Here is a 19,221-nt window from a genome sequence, read left to right as displayed (position 1 = left end):
AGGTTTATTCCTGGACAAAAGCAGTTTACAACCCATAGGGCAGTCATCCTGCACGCGGCATGGCTGGTTCAGGCTTCCGCCCATTGACCAATATTCCTTACTGCTGCCTCCCGTAGGAGTCTGGTCCGTGTCTCAGTACCAGTGTGGGGGATTCTCCTCTCAGAGCCCCTAGACATCGTCGCCTTGGTAAGCCGTTACCCTACCAACTAGCTAATGTCACGCGAGCCCATCTCTATCCTATAAATATTTAATAGCTAACCGATGCCGGTCAGATATATTATGCGGTGTTAATCTCTCTTTCGAGAGGCTATCCCCCTGATAGAGGTAGGTTGCTCACGCGTTACGCACCCGTGCGCCACTCTCACCGTCTTCGAGCAAGCTCTCCGACGGATCCCGTCCGACTTGCATGTATTAGGCCTGCCGCTAGCGTTCATCCTGAGCCAGGATCAAACTCTCCATTGTAAAATGAAGTTTTTGATTCCAACTATTTACATAATCAGAATTCTTTTTTTATATCTCTGATCTTGGATCGAATTGAACTAATTCTTGAATTTGTTCATGACTTTCGTTTGTCTACTCGTCACGCTTACATGATTGTGTTTTCTTAAAGAACTTCTCGCGCTTCAACTTCCGTATCCGCTATATTCCGATAGGCATTGCGCCCCTCTTTATCGTTTTGTTTTTCCCTTCGTTTCCGCTGGGACTGCAAAGGTAGAAATCTTTTTTGAACTTCCAAAAACTTTTTCAAGTTTTTTTTCTTTTTCTTTTTTTCGATTTCCGCGTTTAAAATAAACTGAGCGGGATTTTAAATCCTGTCAGACTTCTCTTAAACCCTTCTTTTTTCATGGTTCCTTCTTTCGAGGTAACCGTTCCTCCCTTGCGGAGTGGTGCAAAGATAGGGAGTTTACTAACAAACTTCCAAGGCTTTTGTTCTTATTTATTTCATTTCGCCCTTAACTGCCTGTAACGGTGCGAGATTCTTTTTGTAAAACAGGTGATCGGAGGGCTGGAATGGCTGATCCGGCCACCAGACTGGGCCTTCGGAGAACCCCAGGTCATCATATATAGTATGGAGGCAGGCTTCTATAGTATGGAGGCAGGCTTCGTATTGGATCTATTACCAATTTCGTTCAACTTTTGTTCCTAATTAAAAGGGGTATTACAGGGGGATAACAGGGGGTTAGCAGGGGTACAACCCCTATTAACCCCCTGTTAAAGCGGTGCTATAGTGCTGTTAATTACAAATCAGTATACAATTTGAACATAAGCAACGTAACAACAGAGCTCCGCAGCGTTTAATACCATCGATATACATAATAGAGATAGGACGTGACAGCGAACCGCAACCGCAGCGGAATAGAGGATGGCGGAACCAGTCTAAAGTAAACCTTGATCAATTCTCATTTTGGTATAGCTTTTACTTAGGGTTTACTTAGGGTTTAGTTAGGGTTAGTTTAGGTATAGCTTAGGTTATACCTAAACTAACCCTAACCAAAAGCTAGCTAAATACCTATTAAAATCTAGCTTAAAGAAGAACTAAATAAAAGCGAATAAATAGAACACTACACAAATAGCCCTATAAGTGTCCCAACATCCAACCAAAATCGCCATGATATAGGCATTTTTTATGAAAACGTTAGCCTGTTATCCGTTTTGGAGACTGCTCACTATAGCGCGAGGGTATAAGATTAAGAATAAATAAGTCTATACGGACCGAAGATTTATTTTGGCAATAGCAAAGCCTACACAAACTATACGATGCTTTATTGGATAAAAATTCACTAAAGCATCGTATAGTTAATCCCCGTGGAGGGTGTGTTGGATCAAACAAAATGATTAAGAAAAAGCGTTCAGCCCCGTAATATCTTGTCCCGTGATTAATAAATGAATATCATGTGTCCCTTCATAGGTAACTACAGACTCTAGGTTCATCATATGCCGCATAATAGGAAAATCACCCACTATCCCCATTCCGCCAAGGATCTGCCTGGATTCACGCGCAATCTGCAGCGCCATATTCACATTGTTCCGCTTTGCCATGGAGATTTGCTGTGGAGTAGCACGTCCCTCATTTTTGAGCTGCCCTAAACGCCACGACAACAACTGCGCCTTGGTAATTTCCGTCAGAAATTCCGCTAGCTTCTTTTGCTGCAATTGAAAACCAGCAATTGGTTTATCAAACTGATGTCGCTCCAAAGCGTATTGAACCGCAGTTTCATAACAGTCTATTGCTGCTCCGATCACTCCCCATGAAATTCCATAGCGGGCCGAATTCAAACAGGAAAGCGGTCCACGCATTGAATTTACAGCAGGAAGCACATTTTCCGCAGGGATATAAACATCATGAAAAACCAATTCCCCTGTTTTGGAAGCGCGCAAAGACCATTTATGCAGGGTCTCTGGCGTTTCAAAACCAGCCATTCCACGTTCAACAATTACTCCCCGCACCTTTCCGGCCTCATCTCGTGCCCAAACGACAGCAATATCGCAGACAGGCGAATTTGTAATCCACATTTTGGCTCCATTCAATAAAAAACCATCTCCTTTTGCCGTCAATTTCGTTTCCATTCCCCCCGGATCAGATCCATGATTAGGCTCAGTAAGCCCAAAAGAACCGACCAACTCGCCCGATGCTAACCGCGGCAAATATTTACGACGCTGCTCCTCGCTACCATAGGTATAAATCGGAAACATCACCAAAGAGGATTGCACCGATGCCGCCGAACGAATTGCCGAATCACCGGCTTCCAATTCCTGCATAATCAAGCCATAGGAAATCTGATCCAATCCCGCCCCGCCATATTCAGCAGGAATATAAGGCCCTAAAGCTCCAATTGCTCCCAATTTAGGCATCAATCCCGCAATAGCACGGTGCTCCTGCGCCGCGTCTTCAATGAAAGGCTTAATCTCTGTGTTCACAAAATCACGGACAGACTGCCGTATCAGTTTATGTTCTTCGGACAATAAATCGTCCACCTGGTAATAATCGATATTAATTTGTTTGATCATGATATAGTCTACATTAGCTTATCTAAGATAACGATTATTTTCCACTGAACAATATTCAGCACAAACTTGTCATTAAAAAATTTATTTCATATATTTAAACTAATCCACGAATAAAATAAACCATTATGATAAAAGCAGCGCTTAAAACACTTGGAATATCTTCTCAGAATTTAGGATCATCAACTGGACAACAATGGTTTTCCGAGGGTAAAGAATTCGAATCCTTTTCACCTGTCGATGGAAAGCTCATCGCAAAAATAAAAGGCAGCAATCGTCAGGACTACGAAGCGGTCATTAAGCAAGCCGGAGATGCTTTTTTACAATGGCGCCTACTACCTGCCCCAAAAAGAGGAGATATCGTTCGCCAATTGGGTGACAAGCTCCGTGAACTTAAACCCATTCTCGGAAAATTAGTTTCCTATGAAATGGGTAAATCTTACCAAGAAGGCATGGGGGAAGTGCAAGAGATGATCGATATCTGCGACTTCGCGTTAGGCCTATCTCGCCAACTGTATGGTAACACCATCCATTCGGAACGCCCCGGGCACCGCATGTACGACCAATATCATCCTTTGGGCGTTGTAGGTATTATTACAGCATTTAACTTTCCGGTGGCGGTATGGGCATGGAACACCGCCCTCGCACTGGTCTGCGGCAACACTGTCGTCTGGAAACCCAGCGAAAAAACACCGCTATGTGCCATAGCTTGCCAAAAATTACTTGCAGAAATCCTACACAGCAACGGGCTGCCCGAGGGAATATCCAACCTCGTCATGGGCGACAGAGAAGTTGGCGAGTGGCTTTCGGCAGACAACCGCATCGCTTTGATTTCTGCAACAGGATCCACGCGCATGGGAAAAGAAGTCGCCGTCGCCGTAGCACAACGCCTCGGTAAAACACTTTTGGAACTCGGTGGAAACAATGCAATCATCGTTACTCCAGACGCAGACTTAAAAATGACCATCATCGGTGCTGTATTTGGTGCCGTAGGTACAGCCGGACAACGCTGTACAAGCACCCGAAGACTTATTATCCATGAGCACATTTATGACAATGTCAAAAAACAACTGACCAAAGCTTATGGTCAGTTAAAAATTGGTGACCCTTTGGACACGAAAAATCATGTAGGACCATTGATTGACAAAGCCGCCGTAAAATCATACTTAAACGCACTGGACAAAATTAAAACACAGGGGGGAAAAATGCTGATCAAGGGAAAGGTACTTGAAGGCAAGGGCTATGAAAGTGGCTGTTATGTACAGCCTGTTATTGCCGAAGTCGAAAATCATTATGAAATCGTACAGCATGAGACCTTTGCCCCTATTCTTTACTTAATCAAATACAAGGGAGATATCAGTGCGGCCATAGACCTACAAAACAGCGTCGCACAGGGATTGTCTTCTGCCGTCATGACGAACAACCTAAGGGAAGCCGAGCTATTTCTGAGTGCTGCTGGCTCTGATTGCGGTATCGCCAACGTCAATATCGGCACATCAGGAGCCGAAATCGGAGGTGCTTTTGGAGGCGAAAAGGAGACTGGCGGAGGTCGGGAATCTGGGTCAGATGCCTGGAAAGCCTATATGCGCCGTCAGACAAATACCATCAATTATACGACTGACCTACCTTTGGCACAAGGTATCAAATTTGATTTATAAACCATTTACACACAAAATTATGAGCAACGTACATGAAAGATTAAGCAAACATATATTGGCCGATGGATTTCCTTTGGTTATGGATATGGAAAAATCCCATGGTTCTTATGTCGTGGATGAAAATGGGGATGAATACCTCGATATGTTCAGTATGTTTGCTTCTATGGCCGTGGGTTACAATCATCCACATTTGGTCGAACAACGTGACTTCTTAGGCAAAATGGCCGTCAATAAGCCAGCCATGTCTGATATTTACCCAAAAGAGTTTGCTGATTTTGTCGACACTTTTGACCGCGTAGCCATACCGAAAGAACTCTCCTATGCCTTTTTCATATCAGGCGGAACACTCGCCGTGGAAAATGCTTTAAAAGCTGCCTTTGACTGGAAAACAAGGCTTAATTTTGCACAGGGAATACAAAAGGAAGCCAGCCAGGTCATTCACTTTAAACAGGCTTTTCATGGCAGATCCGGTTATACCCTGTCCTTAACAAATACACAAGACCCCAGAAAATACCTTTATTTTCCAAAGTTCAACTGGCCACGCATTACCAATCCGAAGTTGAGCTACCCCTTAACAAGCGAACATATTGAGCAGACCATTACTTTGGAGGAAAAGGCTGTCTCAGAAATACGCCAAGCCCTTGCCGCCAACCCCAACGATATCGCCTGTATCATTATTGAACCGATACAGGGCGAAGGTGGCGACAACCATTTTCGAAAGGAATTTTTCGTACAGCTTCGTCAAATCTGTGATGAAAATCAGATCCTATTGATTTTTGACGAAGTACAGACCGGATTGGGCATTACGGGGAAAATGTGGGCTTACCAACATTACAACGTAATTCCCGATATCATTGCCTTCGGCAAAAAAGCACAGGTATGTGGTATACTGGCGAGTAAGGAAAAATTTGATCAGGTGGAACATCATGTCTTTAAAGAGTCCAGTCGTATCAATTCAACATTTGGTGGTGATTTTATGGATATGCTCCGCTTTAAATTAATTCTTGAAGTCATAGAACAAGAAAATCTCGTTCAAAATGCAGCAGAAAAAGGGCACTATCTACAAGATAAGCTCCAGGAACTGCTAGTGAAAAAACCGCAGCTGTCCAATTTACGAGGAGAGGGTTTATTCGTTGCATTGGATTTCACATCGGAAGCTGCACGCAATGAATTTATCAAAAATGCCTATGCAAATAAACTGATTATGTTAGGCTGTGGAGAGAAAAGTATACGTTTTAGACCGCACCTTAATGTGAGTTATGAGGATATCAATAAAACGATAGCAATTATAGAAAAGAGTATTTCCTAAAAAATAAGCAATGCTAAAAAGCTTCAATGTAGCCTATAGTATTGCTTATTTTTTTATAAACTATCTATCTCTACATACATTGGGACGGTCAATATCGACCAGTTCTGAAATTCCATACTCATCAAACAGGTCTAAGAGTGCATCTGTACCCTCTTCAAGTTTGTAATCCATCTCTTCTTTATATACAGGGATCATTGCATAAAAATTGATCAGATTACCATCTTTGGTCTTTAACTCCAAAAATTCCTCATCAAAACTTAGCATAGGTGGAAGCAGCAACATACAACCGAAACCTGTATTTGCAATATCCTCGGCTTCCATCCCATTGGGAATGGTATGCCCATATCCCAACCAGGTTTTGTACTCATGTGGAAACCGCGCTAATCTTTTCAAAAAGTAGACCGGCCAATAATTGTTGTCATCCTGAAATTCCTCTTCTCCGATCTTCCAATCTGCGGGCAACACGACCATCAGCTCCGCCCGTTCATAAGACTCTTTGTTTTCCACTTCATCTGGAACATGCATAGCCAAATCACTCATGCCTGAAGTAACCAATATATGGAATGGATAGTTTGCACTTGGTTTAATCCAATGCACATCGATATGAACAAGTTCGGAGATAATTTCATGGAACACCATATCGGGTTCGGCAATATATTTGGTCAAATGCTCCTCGATTTCATCCAGATAAACACATTGTACCTCCGGAAATAGGTTTTTTGGATCCTTATCATCAGATTGATCTTCATAACGGTAGACCGTAGACCCTCCAGCAGTAATTTCTGTATCTTTTTTTTCGGACGGAGATTCTTCCTCTTCGCCGCTCATAATTTTTTTGACTTTATCCCAAAATGACATATTATCTTATAAATGGTGAAAATTTTAGCGATTATTTTCTATTCAAATTTATTCAATTACAGCTACTACAGGCTGTCTAAATCTTGTTTTAACTGGTTTTCCTTTGACCTGTCCCGGCATCCATTGTGGCGATCTGCGCATAGCAGACAACACAGCCTTTGCAAACTCGGGACTCACTTTATCGGGATTCTCGATTTCAATATTACAGATCGCTCCATCTTCACAAACAATAAATTTCAGAATTGCCGTCTGCCGAGATCCATATTTTGCATAGGCCACACTGTCCATTGCCCTGATTGTTCCCGACAAATCCAGGTTATTTTGCAAAAATCTGGACCAGGCCACCACCCCGCCCTTGAAATAGGGAAAATCATCAACGTTCTGTGCAATACTGTCTGCAGGAATATCCCGTTTAGCAATCACTTGTGCACTTGCAGAAGTACACAATACCATAAAAAGTAGAATTGAAAAAAAAGTCTTAAATCCAGTTAAATACATAATCTATCCTATCCATAATCGTACCATTTAACGCTTGTATAAGATAATTTATTGCTTTAAATCCTCCGGACTAATTGAGCGGCATAGCAACCTCTGCATTAAACGCCCCTGTTTCATCAACAAGAAAACTGATCGGATGCTCCGGATTTTTAATAATCTCGAATAAAGTCAATCCCCAAGGTTTCCAAAAATTTTCCAAAACTTGGCCATAAGTCTTATTTTGCCAATGATCAAAGATAGGTTTCATCGACATATCCGCTAATGGCATAGGTTCAACATAGACTTTTTGCGGGGTGTTTAGATAGGTATAATCTGGCAGACGATTAAATAAGTAGGCTGAATAAAAATAGCGTGCACACAATTCTTCAAACTGGATCGGGTGTAATGTTTTGCCCGCAATGACTTTGAGAATATCTTCGTGATAAATATTGTTTGTCGCATTATCTTGAAGACAGGCAACTACAGCAAAGTCCTTCATACGGATCGAGAAGATCAATGTATTGATTTCATCACGATACATAAATGTATCCGGTGCATTCTCAACAGGTACAACAACCAATGAAAATGGGAATGTATTTTCAAACTCCATCGGTACAACCAGAGACTGTAACATCGCATGTAGATTCGTAAAACGCTGTGCAAGCGCCTGAGAAAAGTTCATATCTTCACCAGAAGCTTTTTGCTGCTGAATTCCCGCAAGAATTTCATTAAAAACCACCCCATAGATGATTTTTGTCATCCATTGAAACAATAGTAATGGATCCAGCTGTTTGACGGCTTCATAGCCTTGTTCAAACGACTGTTCTACCGCACGCTCCATTTGCTCAATAGCTTCGGCTGCAGCCATGGAACACGGTAGTTTCAACGATTTGTAAGTAACCAGATTCTCATCCAGCATTTTAAAAGGTTTATCTTCCAATTGAAAAGATTTCATCATCCATACAGGAAACACCTGAATGGATTCTTCTTCCGACTGAAGCTTATTCCCTGTTAAAAAACAAATATCTGAATCAAACTGAAATTGTTTGAATGGATTATACAAAGTTGTCGCCATAATGCTGGCAAAGTTAAAACAAATCGAAAAGTCCGCAAGAAAAGCAAATTCTTATTACGATATGGTGACTTGCATTCTTAAACTTATTTTATTTTCAGAAATTATTGAAAATTCAAAAACTTTAAATACCTTTGATATAGGCAATCACAAAAAGGATGGGAAAGCCGATCGGTTCAATAGTCCGATAAAAATAAATTGAGGTATTGGCAAAATAAAAGCACGATGGAATTACAAGAAGCAAAACAACAGTTCATAGACACCTGGGGCGCATTAGGTTCTGAATGGGGGATCAACAAATCTGTTGCTCAGGTTCATGCCCTACTCCTTTCTGCAAGCAATCCCATGTCTACAGATGAGATTATGGAAAAGTTAGTGATCTCCCGCGGGAATGCCAATATGAGTATCCGGCAATTGATCGATTATGGTATTGTCTACAAAAAACATATTGCTGGTGATCGAAAGGAATATTTCGTCGCAGAGAAAGAGGTCTTAAAATGGGCGATGAAAATTGCAGTGATGCGTAAGCAGAAAGAGCTTGACCCCGTAATGGATATTCTAAAGGATATAAGCCAGAATACCGAAAAGGACCAGACTGCAGAAGGTAAGGAGTTCCATAAAACGGTAAAGGACATCCAAAATCTGACGGATCAACTCGAAACTATTGCCAACAAGATTTTCAATACAAGCGGTGGAGATTTATTAATCAAATTGATCAAACTAATGATGTAGCGTCATGAACTTCAATATCCTAGCGTACGCAATCTACGGCCTGCTCACCTGTTATATTATTCTTTGGGTCGGTCGGTTATTCCATAAAAATGGCCGGATTTTCATCCTATCGCTTTTCCGCCAGGAGGTCAACTTGGCCGATACGACAAATAATCTATTGCTGCTTGGATATTACCTACTCAACATCGGCTATGCAATCCTGCAGTTTAGTTATTGGCGACAAATTGAATCATTTGATGAAATGATCTGCAGCATTGCCTTTAAAACAGGACGATTACTTTTTGTCCTTGTTGGGTTACATTACTTCAATATGCTCAGTATTTACTTCTTCGCAAAAAAAAAGAATTCATTAACCATTAAACATTAATATCATGGGAAATTTAACAGTTATCGGGTACTTTATCTACTTACCCATTGCAATAGGATTAACCTATTATGTTGCCTACGTGCTTTTTAAAAATAGCATTGTTTACATGAATGATATCTTTGCCGGTAGGCCGGAGGTAGCCCATGCGACGAATAATTTATTTCGCATTGGATTCTACCTCATGAATTTGGGATTTGCACTCTACATACTTGAAATCAGCCTGTACAAGCCGAGCATTCAGGAACTTATTGAGCGCCTGAGTTATAAAATCGGTGGATTTAGCATATATCTTGGTGTAATGCTCTTTCTTAATATGTTTCTCTTCTTTAGAGGCAAACGGATTGCAAAACAACGAAGAAACATGGATACAACCTTCAATGCATAATTAAAACAGACTGTAAATACACTTGCCATGAATAAAATAGTCATCGCTGGAGGAACAGGTTTTGTTGGACAATATCTTTCCGAGAGATTTCGTACATTAGGCTATCAGGTGATCATCATTGGCCGTCGGCCGGGCAATATCCTTTGGACCGATCGATCCGCTATTTCCGATTCACTGGAAAATGCAGCGATGCTAATCAATCTAGCCGGAAAATCTGTCAACTGTCGGTATAACGAAAAAAATAAGGCCGAAATATTTTCCTCACGAACAGCAACGACTACGCTTCTCGGCGAGCTCACAGCAGGCTGTACCAATCCACCAAAGCTATGGCTAAACGCGAGTACCGCCACCATCTATCGTCACGCCGAAGATCGTCCAATGACAGAAAATTCGGGGGAGATCGGAACAGGTTTTTCCGTTGATGTTGCAACATTATGGGAAAAGACTTTCTTCGACTTCAAATCGGAAAAGACGAGACAGGTGGCACTTCGGATGGCGATAGTTTTGGGCGCGGATGGAGGGGTTATCCTTCCTTTTAAAAATCTTGTACGTGCCGGACTAGGGGGTATACAGGGAAATGGTCAGCAATATTTTAGCTGGATTCATATTGAAGATCTATTTCAGCTTATTTTGTTCTTAAAAGGTCATGAGGATTTGTATGGTATCGTTAATTGTGCGGCACCCAACCCGATTATGAATAAGACTTTTATGGCGACTTTTCGACAGGTAATGAACTGTAAAATTGGCCTACCATCTCCAAAATGGCTACTGGAAATAGGTGCGGCTTTAATTGGCACGGAGACAGAGCTGCTTTTAAAAAGCCGTTGGGTATTACCTGAAAGGTTGGAGAACAGTGGATTTACCTTCCAGTTTCCAACGATTTCAACTGCTTTGCAGGATATTCTGCAGCGGGGATAAAAACCGAAAAGATAAATACGTGGGGTAAACCATTTATCCCACGTTAACCTTGAAATTTTCAAATACAAGCGGCGCAGTGACAATGGCGCCCTCGTTATTTTTTACGCCTTTAAACTCGGAGGTTTTTCCTTTCTCCAATAGGTTCTTCATCTCTTTTTCGTCCAGAAAGATACCATTTAATGTCCGCCAGATCTTAAAATCACATCCACGGGCATAATGGTCGCACTGGGCTACTTTATCGTAGAGCAAAATCAATCCCTTCTCACATTTCGGACATTTTATCTTTCCTTTTTGTTGAGGTTTAACTTCCTCTTGTGCGAGAGAAATCCGCAGTGTCAACAATTCTTTTGTGATTTTGGCCGTATAGTCCTTAATATGTTTCATAAAAACATCATAAGACACTTTATTGGCCCGCATTTCCTCCAGCTTCTGCTCCCATTTACCGGTCAAGGTTACTTTGGCAATGGAACGATCTTTTACAAGATTGTATACCGCAAGCCCCTTTTCCGTTGGAATCAGTTTTTTCTTGTCGCGCTTAATATAATCACGTTGGAAAAGTGTTTCGATAGTTGCAGCACGTGTAGCAGGTGTACCAAGTCCACAGTCCTTCATGGCCTGTCGCATCTCATCATCTTCAATTTCCTTTCCAGAAGTTTCCATGGCCTTCAATAACGAAGCTTCGGTATGTATGGGTCTTGCTTTGGTAAAACGTTCGGCAAGTTCGAGGGTCAGAACCTGCAATAATTCCTCGGCTAATAGCTTCGGTAATTGCGCATTTTCATTATCCTGATCGTCATTGTTTTTATCTTCATCAGGCGCTTCGATCTGCTCTGCGGAAAGACGCCAGCCGTATTGCTTAATCACAGTACCTTTGGCGATAAGTTCAACACCCTGCGCATCAATTGTCACAGTGGTAATATCTTTTATACATATTTCCGAGAAACTTTCCACCATACGCTTGGCAATCATATTGTAAACGTTCTGTTGCTCTTTGAGCATGGGCCCCGGCTTTTCATCCGTCACCAACAAGGCGTGGTGATCAGTTACCTTTTTGTCATCGACAGAACGTTTGTTCAATTTTGCACCGATGAGATTTTTTGCAATTGACCCAATAGATTCTTCTGCGGTATCCGATAAATGTTGAAAAAGTGCGCCAATTTCTTCAAAAACATCCTCACCGATATAACGGGAACCTGTACGCGGATAAGTGATGACCTTCTTTTCGTATAGTGTTTGTGCGATATTCAGTGTCTGATCTGCCGAATAACCATATTTTTTATTTGCATCCTGTTGCAGCGATGTCAAATCAAACAGCAAGGGCGGCTGCTCTTTTGTTTCTTTGGCTTCCACCTTTGCCACACGGGCATTGGAACCAACGGTCAATCGCGCAATGGTTTGCTCGGCAACATCTTTTTTATCGATCTTATTGGAGGTTGCCTTAAAACTGATATTGTCTTTTTCAAACCCAGCCTGAATTTTATAAAATGCCTGGGGTTTAAAGTCTTTGTTTTCCAGATAGCGCGAACAGATCATGGCCAAAGTTGGTGTCTGTACGCGACCCAAAGAAAGTAATCCTTTATTCCCCGCCGCCAAGGTGATGGCCTGCGTCGCATTGATACCGATGAGCCAATCTGATTCCGAACGTGAGCGGGCAGACATATATAGGCTATCGTATTCCGCACCTGCTTTCAGATTGGCAAATCCTTCTTTAATGGCCTTATCTGTTTGACTCGATATCCAAAGACGTTTAAAAGGAACTTTAGAACCCAAAAAATAGTATATATTACGAAAGATCAACTCCCCTTCCCGTCCAGCATCGGTAGCCACAATGATTTCTTCGGCCTGTTCTAAAAGGGATTTTATGGTGTTGAGTTGCTTAACTGCTCCGCTATCATCCATCTGCTTGCCATCACGTTTCACCTTCTTCGACTCCAGCTTAAATGTTGGTGGAATGATCGGCAAGTTCGAGATTGTCCACGAATTGTATCCATAAGCCTGTGGCGTACAGAGTTGAACCAAATGACCAAAAGCATACGTAAAAGCGTAGCCATTGCCGGCGATATAACCGTCTTTGACTTCCTTCGCCCCCATCACTCGAGCTAGATCACGCGCCACGGAGGGCTTTTCAGCAATTACAACCTTCATTTTAGATATGAGATGTTAGATTTTAGATCCGAGACTTTAGGATAATACCTCCTGGTATTACAGCTAGTCTCAATTTAATATTGATGTTTTACCCCTTTACCTTAAACGTCCCTATTCTATAGATGGTATCGTTATTCCCTGGATCTTACGATATAGTTCAATGGCATAAACATCGGTCATTCCGGAAACAAAGTCTAAAACACAGCGAATTTTCGAATACGAATCTTGTTTTTCCGTATAAAATTGTGCTGGAATTAAAGCGACTAGTTTCTTATCGTAATTATTTTTGTTCTTCTTAAGATACGCCGGAACAAACTCTTTTAATAATGCATCCATCACCCGGTAACCGGCAATTTCAATCTGAACAACTGTTGGAGCGTTATAGATTTTTGCGATGGAAATTTTAGAAATTTTGTTCATCTGCGTGACAATCTCCTCATCAAGGGCGTCCATCAAAGCTGATCCGAAAGTTCCCGATAAAAACTTGTCCTGTTCCCGGACAAAGACATCAACACACCCCTTAATCAAGGTATTGATCGCTTTGGCACGCAACAATGCTACGCGGCTCGGGGTATCCAGCAATCCATCGAGCCTGTCACGAAGATTCTCTTTACCACATAGCGGCAATAGTAATTCTTCCACTTCTTGATAGGACAATATTTTAAGATGATGAGCATCTTCCAAGTCAATAATATTGTAACAGATATCATCTGCAGCCTCCACGAGATAAACCAAGGGATGTCTCAGATAGCCCTTTGGATTAGAGGGATCTTTTAATAGTCCCAATTCATTGGCAACCTTCTCAAACGCCTTCTGTTCTTCTGTAAAAAAACCATATTTCTTGCGGTGATGGTTCTTCTTAAGGTGGCCATCAATTGCCAGACAGGGGTATTTTACAATGGAAGCCAGGGAAGTATAGGTCAATGCAAAACCTTTGGGATCCTTGCCCTGGAAGGCATGCGTCAGAATCCGTAGGGCATTTGCATTTCCTTCAAAGTGGGTCAGATCTGCCCATTCTTCGGCCGTGACCTGCTCTTGGTATTTACGTCCATCTCCATCCGTGAAATACGTGGATATGGCGGATTCACCCGAGTGACCAAAGGCAGGGTTGCCCAGGTCATGTGAAAGACATGCCGCCGAGATAATATTTCCGACTTCTTGCAGAAAAGGGTAATCATTATCCAGGTTTGGGTTTTCCTCTTTCAGCTGCGCATAAAACATACGCCCCAAAGAACGTCCCACACTGGCAACTTCTAAACTATGTGTCAATCTATTATGCACGAATACAGCGCCAGGAAGTGGAAAAACCTGCGTCTTATTCTGTAATCTCCGAAATGGGGATGAAAAGATCAAACGATCATAATCCCGTTGAAATTCCGACCGGGCCACAAGGTAACTATCTACGCTCCGATCTTCGTAACCCCAGCGCTTTGCAGAGAGCAAATCTTTCCAATTCATTTTTTCAGACATAGCGCAAACTTAGATAAATTTGCCTTCAAATACAATTATAATCATAGGATACAGATTTAGGAATTACCCGAATGACTGTCCGCATATCGCTATATTTTACTCCTGTTATTCACCTATCAAGGAGTCATTTTTGCAACAGTATCTATGATTGTATTTCAAAATGACAAATTTTACAAACAGCTGTTATCAAAGTCATTTTTATACTGGTTATATTCTGTATCTTTAACCTAAATACCAATAGGGATCCATCATGACGAAATATCAAACACTTATTCCAAAATATTTTGAAGGTACAATCGAAGGCAAAAACACGCATTTGCTCTTATTAAAAAACGAAGGAGGCATGCAAGTCCTCTTAACGGATTACGGTGCTCGTATTGTCAGTATTTTGGTACCTGATAACAAGGGAAATTTAGTGGATGTAGCACTGGGCTTCGATTCAATTCAGGCCTATCTCGATTCTGATGAGAAATACCATGGATGCACAGCGGGGCGTTTTGCCAATCGCATTGCTGATGGCAAATTTGAGCTCAACGGAAAACACTATACGCTTCCGCAAAATAACGGAAATAATTGTCTTCATGGTGGCATTTCGGGCTTTCATGATAAGGTTTGGGACAGAAGGGTAACTTACCAATCGCACGTCGAATTTTATTATGTTTCCCCAGATGGTGAAGAGGGCTTTCCAGGAAACTTAAAAGTTATGGTTTCTTATACCCTGACCAGAAATAACGAGATCATTATCAAATATCATGCGCAATCGGATGCCGATACGCACGTCAACTTGACCAATCATACGTACTTCAATCTGGATGGGGAAGGCAGTGGCGACGTATTGCAGCAGATCCTTCAGATCAACTCAGATGAGGTCTTATTTGTAGACGACAACCAGATACCAAATGCAATAGTACCTGTGGAAGGCACCGCCTTCGACTTCCGCATACCCAAACCTATTGTCCAAGATATTACGGCAAATAACGAACAATTGATCGCTGCCAAAGGCTATGACCATTGTTATGTCAACAACCTGCCTATTTCGCAGCCTTGTGCAACAGTCTATTCAAAAAACACAGGCATTCAGCTGGATGTATTTACAACGGAGCCGGGTGTACAGCTCTATACAGCAAACTGGATGACGGGAAATGATTTTGGCAAAAGAGGTTATAAATATCTACCTTATGCCGGATTCTGTCTGGAAACACAGCATTTTCCGGATACACCCAATCAAGCAGAATTTCCTTCAACCCTGTTAAAAGCGGGCGAATCGTTCGACTCCGAGACACATTTTAAGTTCTCTATAAAAAAATAAGAAAAGAAAACGGCCGATAAGCACTTGCTTACCGGCCGTTTTATGTTGATGTGCTGTTTCCTTTGTAGGGTCACAGCACATTTTTTATTTTAAAGTTTTCAGGAGAAAGCCGTATCAGTTGAATATTAAGCTTTTATAGAGATAATCAAAGAAGTCAGGTAACGATTTGGTAACGGTGCTTATTGCTTTGCTTTTCAACGTGTTTCCGTTAGCTCATAGCAAATATAAATATTTTTATGTGTATTTCGCAACATCTAAAAACCTAATTGTTTTATCAACGTCAGCTCGTTTACGAACTGACGTTGTATATCTGACAGAAGCACTGTTATTTGATTTTTTTGCTCTATTTCAATTTAATTTTTTTAGCAACAGGGTCGTATTCGTAATTCACAATATTTTCATTTAAAATCAATTGAATTGTTTCTTCTATTACGTCAAATGGAACTACAAACCATTCTCTAGGATTCAGCCTTTGACCTTTTTCATTAAACAAGTCAATGTCTAAACAAGCATTGGCAAAAAATCTATGCAAAAGACCTTCTAATTTATCAGCATTTCTGTTATACACTTCGTAAGTCGCAACTTTCTGTACGTCAGCAAATAAATAGGTCGCTTCATTCTTCGCATTTTTTATTCTCTCATCTACTGAATTTCTGGCAAAACCAACTTTATATAAGTCTTTAACATTTGCTATTTGCACGTTGCTTGATTTTGATTTCAGCACATAAATCCAACCTAATTGTACATCTTCTTCCTTTACAAGTCCCGTATTGACAAACAAGTCTTGTTCGATTTTCTCATAAGTATTGGTAATAAGTTTTCCGTTTTTTTGGATTTGTTTACCTAATGAACGATAGAGCATATTACTGTAAGTTCCATTCTCAAAAATGGTTCTTGTTCTACCTTCAACTCTTACTCTGTTACCTGATTTTTGCTCCCATTCTTCTTTTTTCAAATTCGCTGATTCCAAATAGAGCAGTAAGCCATCCATTAAATAAAAGTCTCCAATGTGTAGATTTTTTTCAATGTTTGTAAATGGTAAAATCTTTCTTTTACCCTCTTTAATTTCTTTGTGGACTTTTTGAAACATTACTTCATATTTCTCAAATTCCTTTTCTTTTATCGGCTTCCGTTGGGCAACAAAATCAGCATCAGCCCTGTCTTCTGGTTTTGGCGTATGTTTGAATTTGAAAATGTCCAAATCCTTATCTGAATCTAATAAACCAAATTCATCATCTTCATTCAGAATATCATCAATGGTTGCTTTTTCCAATTCTACGTAGCCCAATAAGTTATGCCTATCAAATGGTTTTAGAATCTTCTTTTGAGCTTCATTTTCTCTAAAGTTTTTCAATTTTGCCAACAAACCATATTCAGACATACTTGACTTATTTGGTTCTCTTTTGTTTTTATCGAAGAAGGCATTTATTTCTTCAAACGAATCAATAAGCCTGTCTTCATCTGTTTTTACAATGGAAGTTTTGACTTTTGAATCTAATAATCCAAAATCGTCATCATCAAAAATGTCGTCTATTGTTAGTTTCTTCTTAGCCATTTGCCAATGCTTTTTTACGTTTTAGTTCTCTCAAAAACACTAGTGCTTCCGCCATTCTTTTTTCCTTATAGTCAAATGCTTGAATGTTTGGCTGCTCTCCATTATTGTTCTTAACCCATTCTTTGATTTTTGGCCATAACAAAATCGCTTCTTCTTCGGTCATTTCAAACTTGGTGGATTGAATGTGCTCGTCAATCAGTTTCAAAACTTGTGTTGTTACCGATTTTGATAAAATCTCAAATGCTTTTTGGAAAGGATTTATTTGGTCTATCAGGTCTATATGAATATCATCGATATTTACAAAGCTACCTGCCATTCTGATAAATTTCTTGTCGCCTTGTTCCTCAATAGTGCTGTTTTTTATTACAGAATCAACCACTACGTGTTGTCTAACGGCTTCAACATCTTCATCACTTAAATCAGGATAGATTTCTCGGATGATTTTAGGAATTAAAACCGTATTGATAACCTCTGGTTCAACATTGCCCGGCATTGCTTTAAGCATTTGTGGGTTTTGTAATAATTTTGCCTTTAGATCATTCAAATCTGTATCAATGATGTCTTTGGCTCTTTGTGAAGTAGGTAATTTAAATCCTCTTATTTTAATGGTGGTTTTATCATCCGTATCGTCTTCATCATCCTCATCTTTTTTCAATTTGAATTTGAAGTTTGGTGCCAAAACTTGTTCCATTAGTAAAGATGCGGTAATGGCTTTTAACATATTGTTTACCGAAAGTTTGACATCATCATCTTGTGCGTCAGGTTGAGCAATAAGATTGGTAAATTGTGCGTGAGATTTGTTTTTACTGTCTCTCGTAGCTCTACCAATAATCTGAATAATTTCTGTCAACGAACCTCTATAACCTATAGTTAATGCGTGTTGACAATAAGGCCAATCAAAGCCTTCTTTTGCCATTCCTAAAGCAATAATAATATCAATATCATCTGCCGATTTTACTTCACGTAAATATCCACTTATTTTATCCCTTGATTTTGGATTGTCTTGAACTAAGTCTGCAACCTTTAAAATCTTGCCTGTTTTGTGACTTTTTATATGTATCACTCCTGTGGTTTCATCTTGATATTCTATTGTTCCTAAAACATCAATAATATGATCAACTTCATCGTGTTTAAGCTTTGAAGATTCAGCGGAATTTACACTTGGAATATGAATAATCGTTTTTTGATTTTCATCTAATATTTCTGCTAAAGCAGAAATTCCTGTTTCAGTATTCTTCTTAAAATACTTTCCTGTGTAAAAATGATAGCCAATCCCCAACGACTTTAAAAACTCATAACCGTTTAATTGTTGATAGTAAGTGTAAGTTACTTTCGTAAATTTTGCTTCATCTTCTGGCATTAAAACTGGTACACTATCGCCTCTAAAGTATGAGCCTGTCATAGCTACTATATGAGCACTTGAATTTGCCATAATGCTTTTTAACACTTGCCCTAAAATATTGTCGCCTTCGGCTGATACGTGATGAAATTCATCAATAGTGACCAAAGTATCATCTAATTTTTTTACGTCTAAACCATCGAAGGCAAAACGCAACGTAGCGTGTGTACAAATCAATATTTGTTCTTCAGAATCTAAAAAATTTAAGAAAGCTGTTACTTTACTTTTTTCTTCTCCTGGTGTACAGAGATTGTATCTTGGGTTTGGATTCCAATCGGCAAAAAAGCCGTGTTTTTTTAATTCTGTTGTGCCAAAAGATGCTCCAATGGATTTTTCAGGAACAGCAACAATTACTTTTTTAATGCCTTGATGTTGCAATTTATCTAAAGCAATAAACATTAAAGCCCTCGATTTACCTGATGCTGGAGGTGCTTTTAGCAATAAATATTGTGCAGTTCTACCTTCATACGCTTTCTCCTGCATTTCTCGCATACCAAACGCATTGGTACTTTTACTTTTTCCTGTTTGGTCGTATGTTACGTGTACTAAATTTGGCATTGG

General features: G+C 40.3%; 16 protein-coding genes and 1 rRNA gene. 7 read left to right on the top strand and 10 right to left on the bottom strand.

The window, feature by feature from the left end:
- The 3 genes from A9970_RS01510 to A9970_RS01500 form a co-directional block, all read right to left on the bottom strand.
- A 16S ribosomal RNA gene (locus tag A9970_RS01510) occupies window positions 1–462 on the bottom strand; the annotation flags it as partial.
- Between the two features lie 142 nt (window positions 463–604).
- Complete coding sequence (locus A9970_RS01505; protein ID WP_182981049.1) at window positions 605–748, bottom strand: hypothetical protein; 144 nt, start codon at window positions 746–748, stop codon at window positions 605–607.
- 1,088 nt (window positions 749–1,836) lie between these two features.
- Window positions 1,837–3,009 carry an acyl-CoA dehydrogenase family protein gene (locus A9970_RS01500; RefSeq protein ID WP_088160138.1) on the bottom strand — a complete coding sequence of 391 codons (1,173 nt, stop codon included), beginning with the start codon at window positions 3,007–3,009 and terminating at the stop codon, window positions 1,837–1,839.
- Window positions 3,010–3,134: 125 nt separating this feature from the next.
- On the opposite strand from A9970_RS01500, the gene A9970_RS01495 reads away from it, so the two are divergent.
- Window positions 3,135–4,664: an aldehyde dehydrogenase family protein gene (locus tag A9970_RS01495; RefSeq protein ID WP_075990941.1), complete on the top strand. Its 1,530-nt coding sequence runs from the start codon at window positions 3,135–3,137 to the stop codon at window positions 4,662–4,664.
- 19 nt (window positions 4,665–4,683) lie between these two features.
- On the top strand, window positions 4,684–5,973 hold the full coding sequence (lat, locus tag A9970_RS01490) for an L-lysine 6-transaminase (RefSeq protein WP_088160136.1): 1,290 nt from the start codon (window positions 4,684–4,686) through the stop codon (window positions 5,971–5,973).
- 60 nt (window positions 5,974–6,033) lie between these two features.
- Here the strand turns inward: lat and A9970_RS01485 are convergent, their stop codons facing one another.
- The 3 genes from A9970_RS01485 to A9970_RS01475 form a co-directional block, all read right to left on the bottom strand.
- On the bottom strand, window positions 6,034–6,801 hold the full coding sequence (locus A9970_RS01485; protein WP_198386028.1) for a suppressor of fused domain protein: 768 nt from the start codon (window positions 6,799–6,801) through the stop codon (window positions 6,034–6,036).
- Between the two features lie 78 nt (window positions 6,802–6,879).
- Entirely contained in the window at window positions 6,880–7,329 is a 450-nt protein-coding gene (locus A9970_RS01480) for an energy transducer TonB (RefSeq protein ID WP_153848132.1), read from the bottom strand.
- A 70-nt stretch (window positions 7,330–7,399) separates the two neighbouring features.
- Window positions 7,400–8,383, bottom strand: coding sequence for a hypothetical protein (locus tag A9970_RS01475; protein ID WP_088160133.1), 984 nt, complete (start codon window positions 8,381–8,383; stop codon window positions 7,400–7,402).
- 222 nt (window positions 8,384–8,605) lie between these two features.
- On the opposite strand from A9970_RS01475, the gene A9970_RS01470 reads away from it, so the two are divergent.
- From A9970_RS01470 to A9970_RS01455, 4 genes are read left to right on the top strand one after another with little or no spacing between them, the layout of a single operon-like run.
- Window positions 8,606–9,112: a GbsR/MarR family transcriptional regulator gene (locus A9970_RS01470; RefSeq protein WP_075990935.1), complete on the top strand. Its 507-nt coding sequence runs from the start codon at window positions 8,606–8,608 to the stop codon at window positions 9,110–9,112.
- A 4-nt stretch (window positions 9,113–9,116) separates the two neighbouring features.
- Window positions 9,117–9,479: a hypothetical protein gene (locus A9970_RS01465; RefSeq protein WP_088160132.1), complete on the top strand. Its 363-nt coding sequence runs from the start codon at window positions 9,117–9,119 to the stop codon at window positions 9,477–9,479.
- A 4-nt stretch (window positions 9,480–9,483) separates the two neighbouring features.
- The gene (locus tag A9970_RS01460) at window positions 9,484–9,864 is read left to right on the top strand and encodes a hypothetical protein (protein WP_075990933.1); all 381 of its coding nucleotides are present in this window, start codon (window positions 9,484–9,486) and stop codon (window positions 9,862–9,864) included.
- 27 nt (window positions 9,865–9,891) lie between these two features.
- Window positions 9,892–10,782, top strand: coding sequence for a TIGR01777 family oxidoreductase (locus A9970_RS01455; protein ID WP_182981048.1), 891 nt, complete (start codon window positions 9,892–9,894; stop codon window positions 10,780–10,782).
- 33 nt (window positions 10,783–10,815) lie between these two features.
- Here the strand turns inward: A9970_RS01455 and A9970_RS01450 are convergent, their stop codons facing one another.
- Window positions 10,816–12,927, bottom strand: coding sequence for a type IA DNA topoisomerase (locus A9970_RS01450; RefSeq protein WP_182981047.1), 2,112 nt, complete (start codon window positions 12,925–12,927; stop codon window positions 10,816–10,818).
- A 111-nt stretch (window positions 12,928–13,038) separates the two neighbouring features.
- Window positions 13,039–14,397, bottom strand: a complete 1,359-nt coding sequence (locus A9970_RS01445; RefSeq protein ID WP_153848137.1) for a deoxyguanosinetriphosphate triphosphohydrolase — start codon at window positions 14,395–14,397, stop codon at window positions 13,039–13,041.
- A 250-nt stretch (window positions 14,398–14,647) separates the two neighbouring features.
- On the opposite strand from A9970_RS01445, the gene A9970_RS01440 reads away from it, so the two are divergent.
- Entirely contained in the window at window positions 14,648–15,706 is a 1,059-nt protein-coding gene (locus A9970_RS01440) for an aldose epimerase family protein (RefSeq protein WP_153848138.1), read from the top strand.
- Between the two features lie 343 nt (window positions 15,707–16,049).
- Here the strand turns inward: A9970_RS01440 and A9970_RS01435 are convergent, their stop codons facing one another.
- Both A9970_RS01435 and A9970_RS01430 read right to left on the bottom strand, forming a co-directional pair.
- Complete coding sequence (locus A9970_RS01435) at window positions 16,050–17,261, bottom strand: GIY-YIG nuclease family protein (protein ID WP_182981046.1); 1,212 nt, start codon at window positions 17,259–17,261, stop codon at window positions 16,050–16,052.
- Window positions 17,254–19,218 (bottom strand): DEAD/DEAH box helicase, encoded by a 1,965-nt coding sequence (locus A9970_RS01430; protein ID WP_182981045.1) that lies wholly within the window; start codon window positions 19,216–19,218, stop codon window positions 17,254–17,256. The genes A9970_RS01435 and A9970_RS01430 overlap by 8 nt, the downstream gene beginning before the upstream one ends.
- Window positions 19,219–19,221: the final 3 nt, after the last annotated feature.

It is taken from the genome of Sphingobacterium sp. UME9 (assembly GCF_014170215.1).
GTDB classification, from domain to species: Bacteria; Bacteroidota; Bacteroidia; order Sphingobacteriales; family Sphingobacteriaceae; genus Sphingobacterium; species Sphingobacterium paramultivorum.
This window is presented reverse-complemented; position numbering and strand designations above follow the sequence as displayed.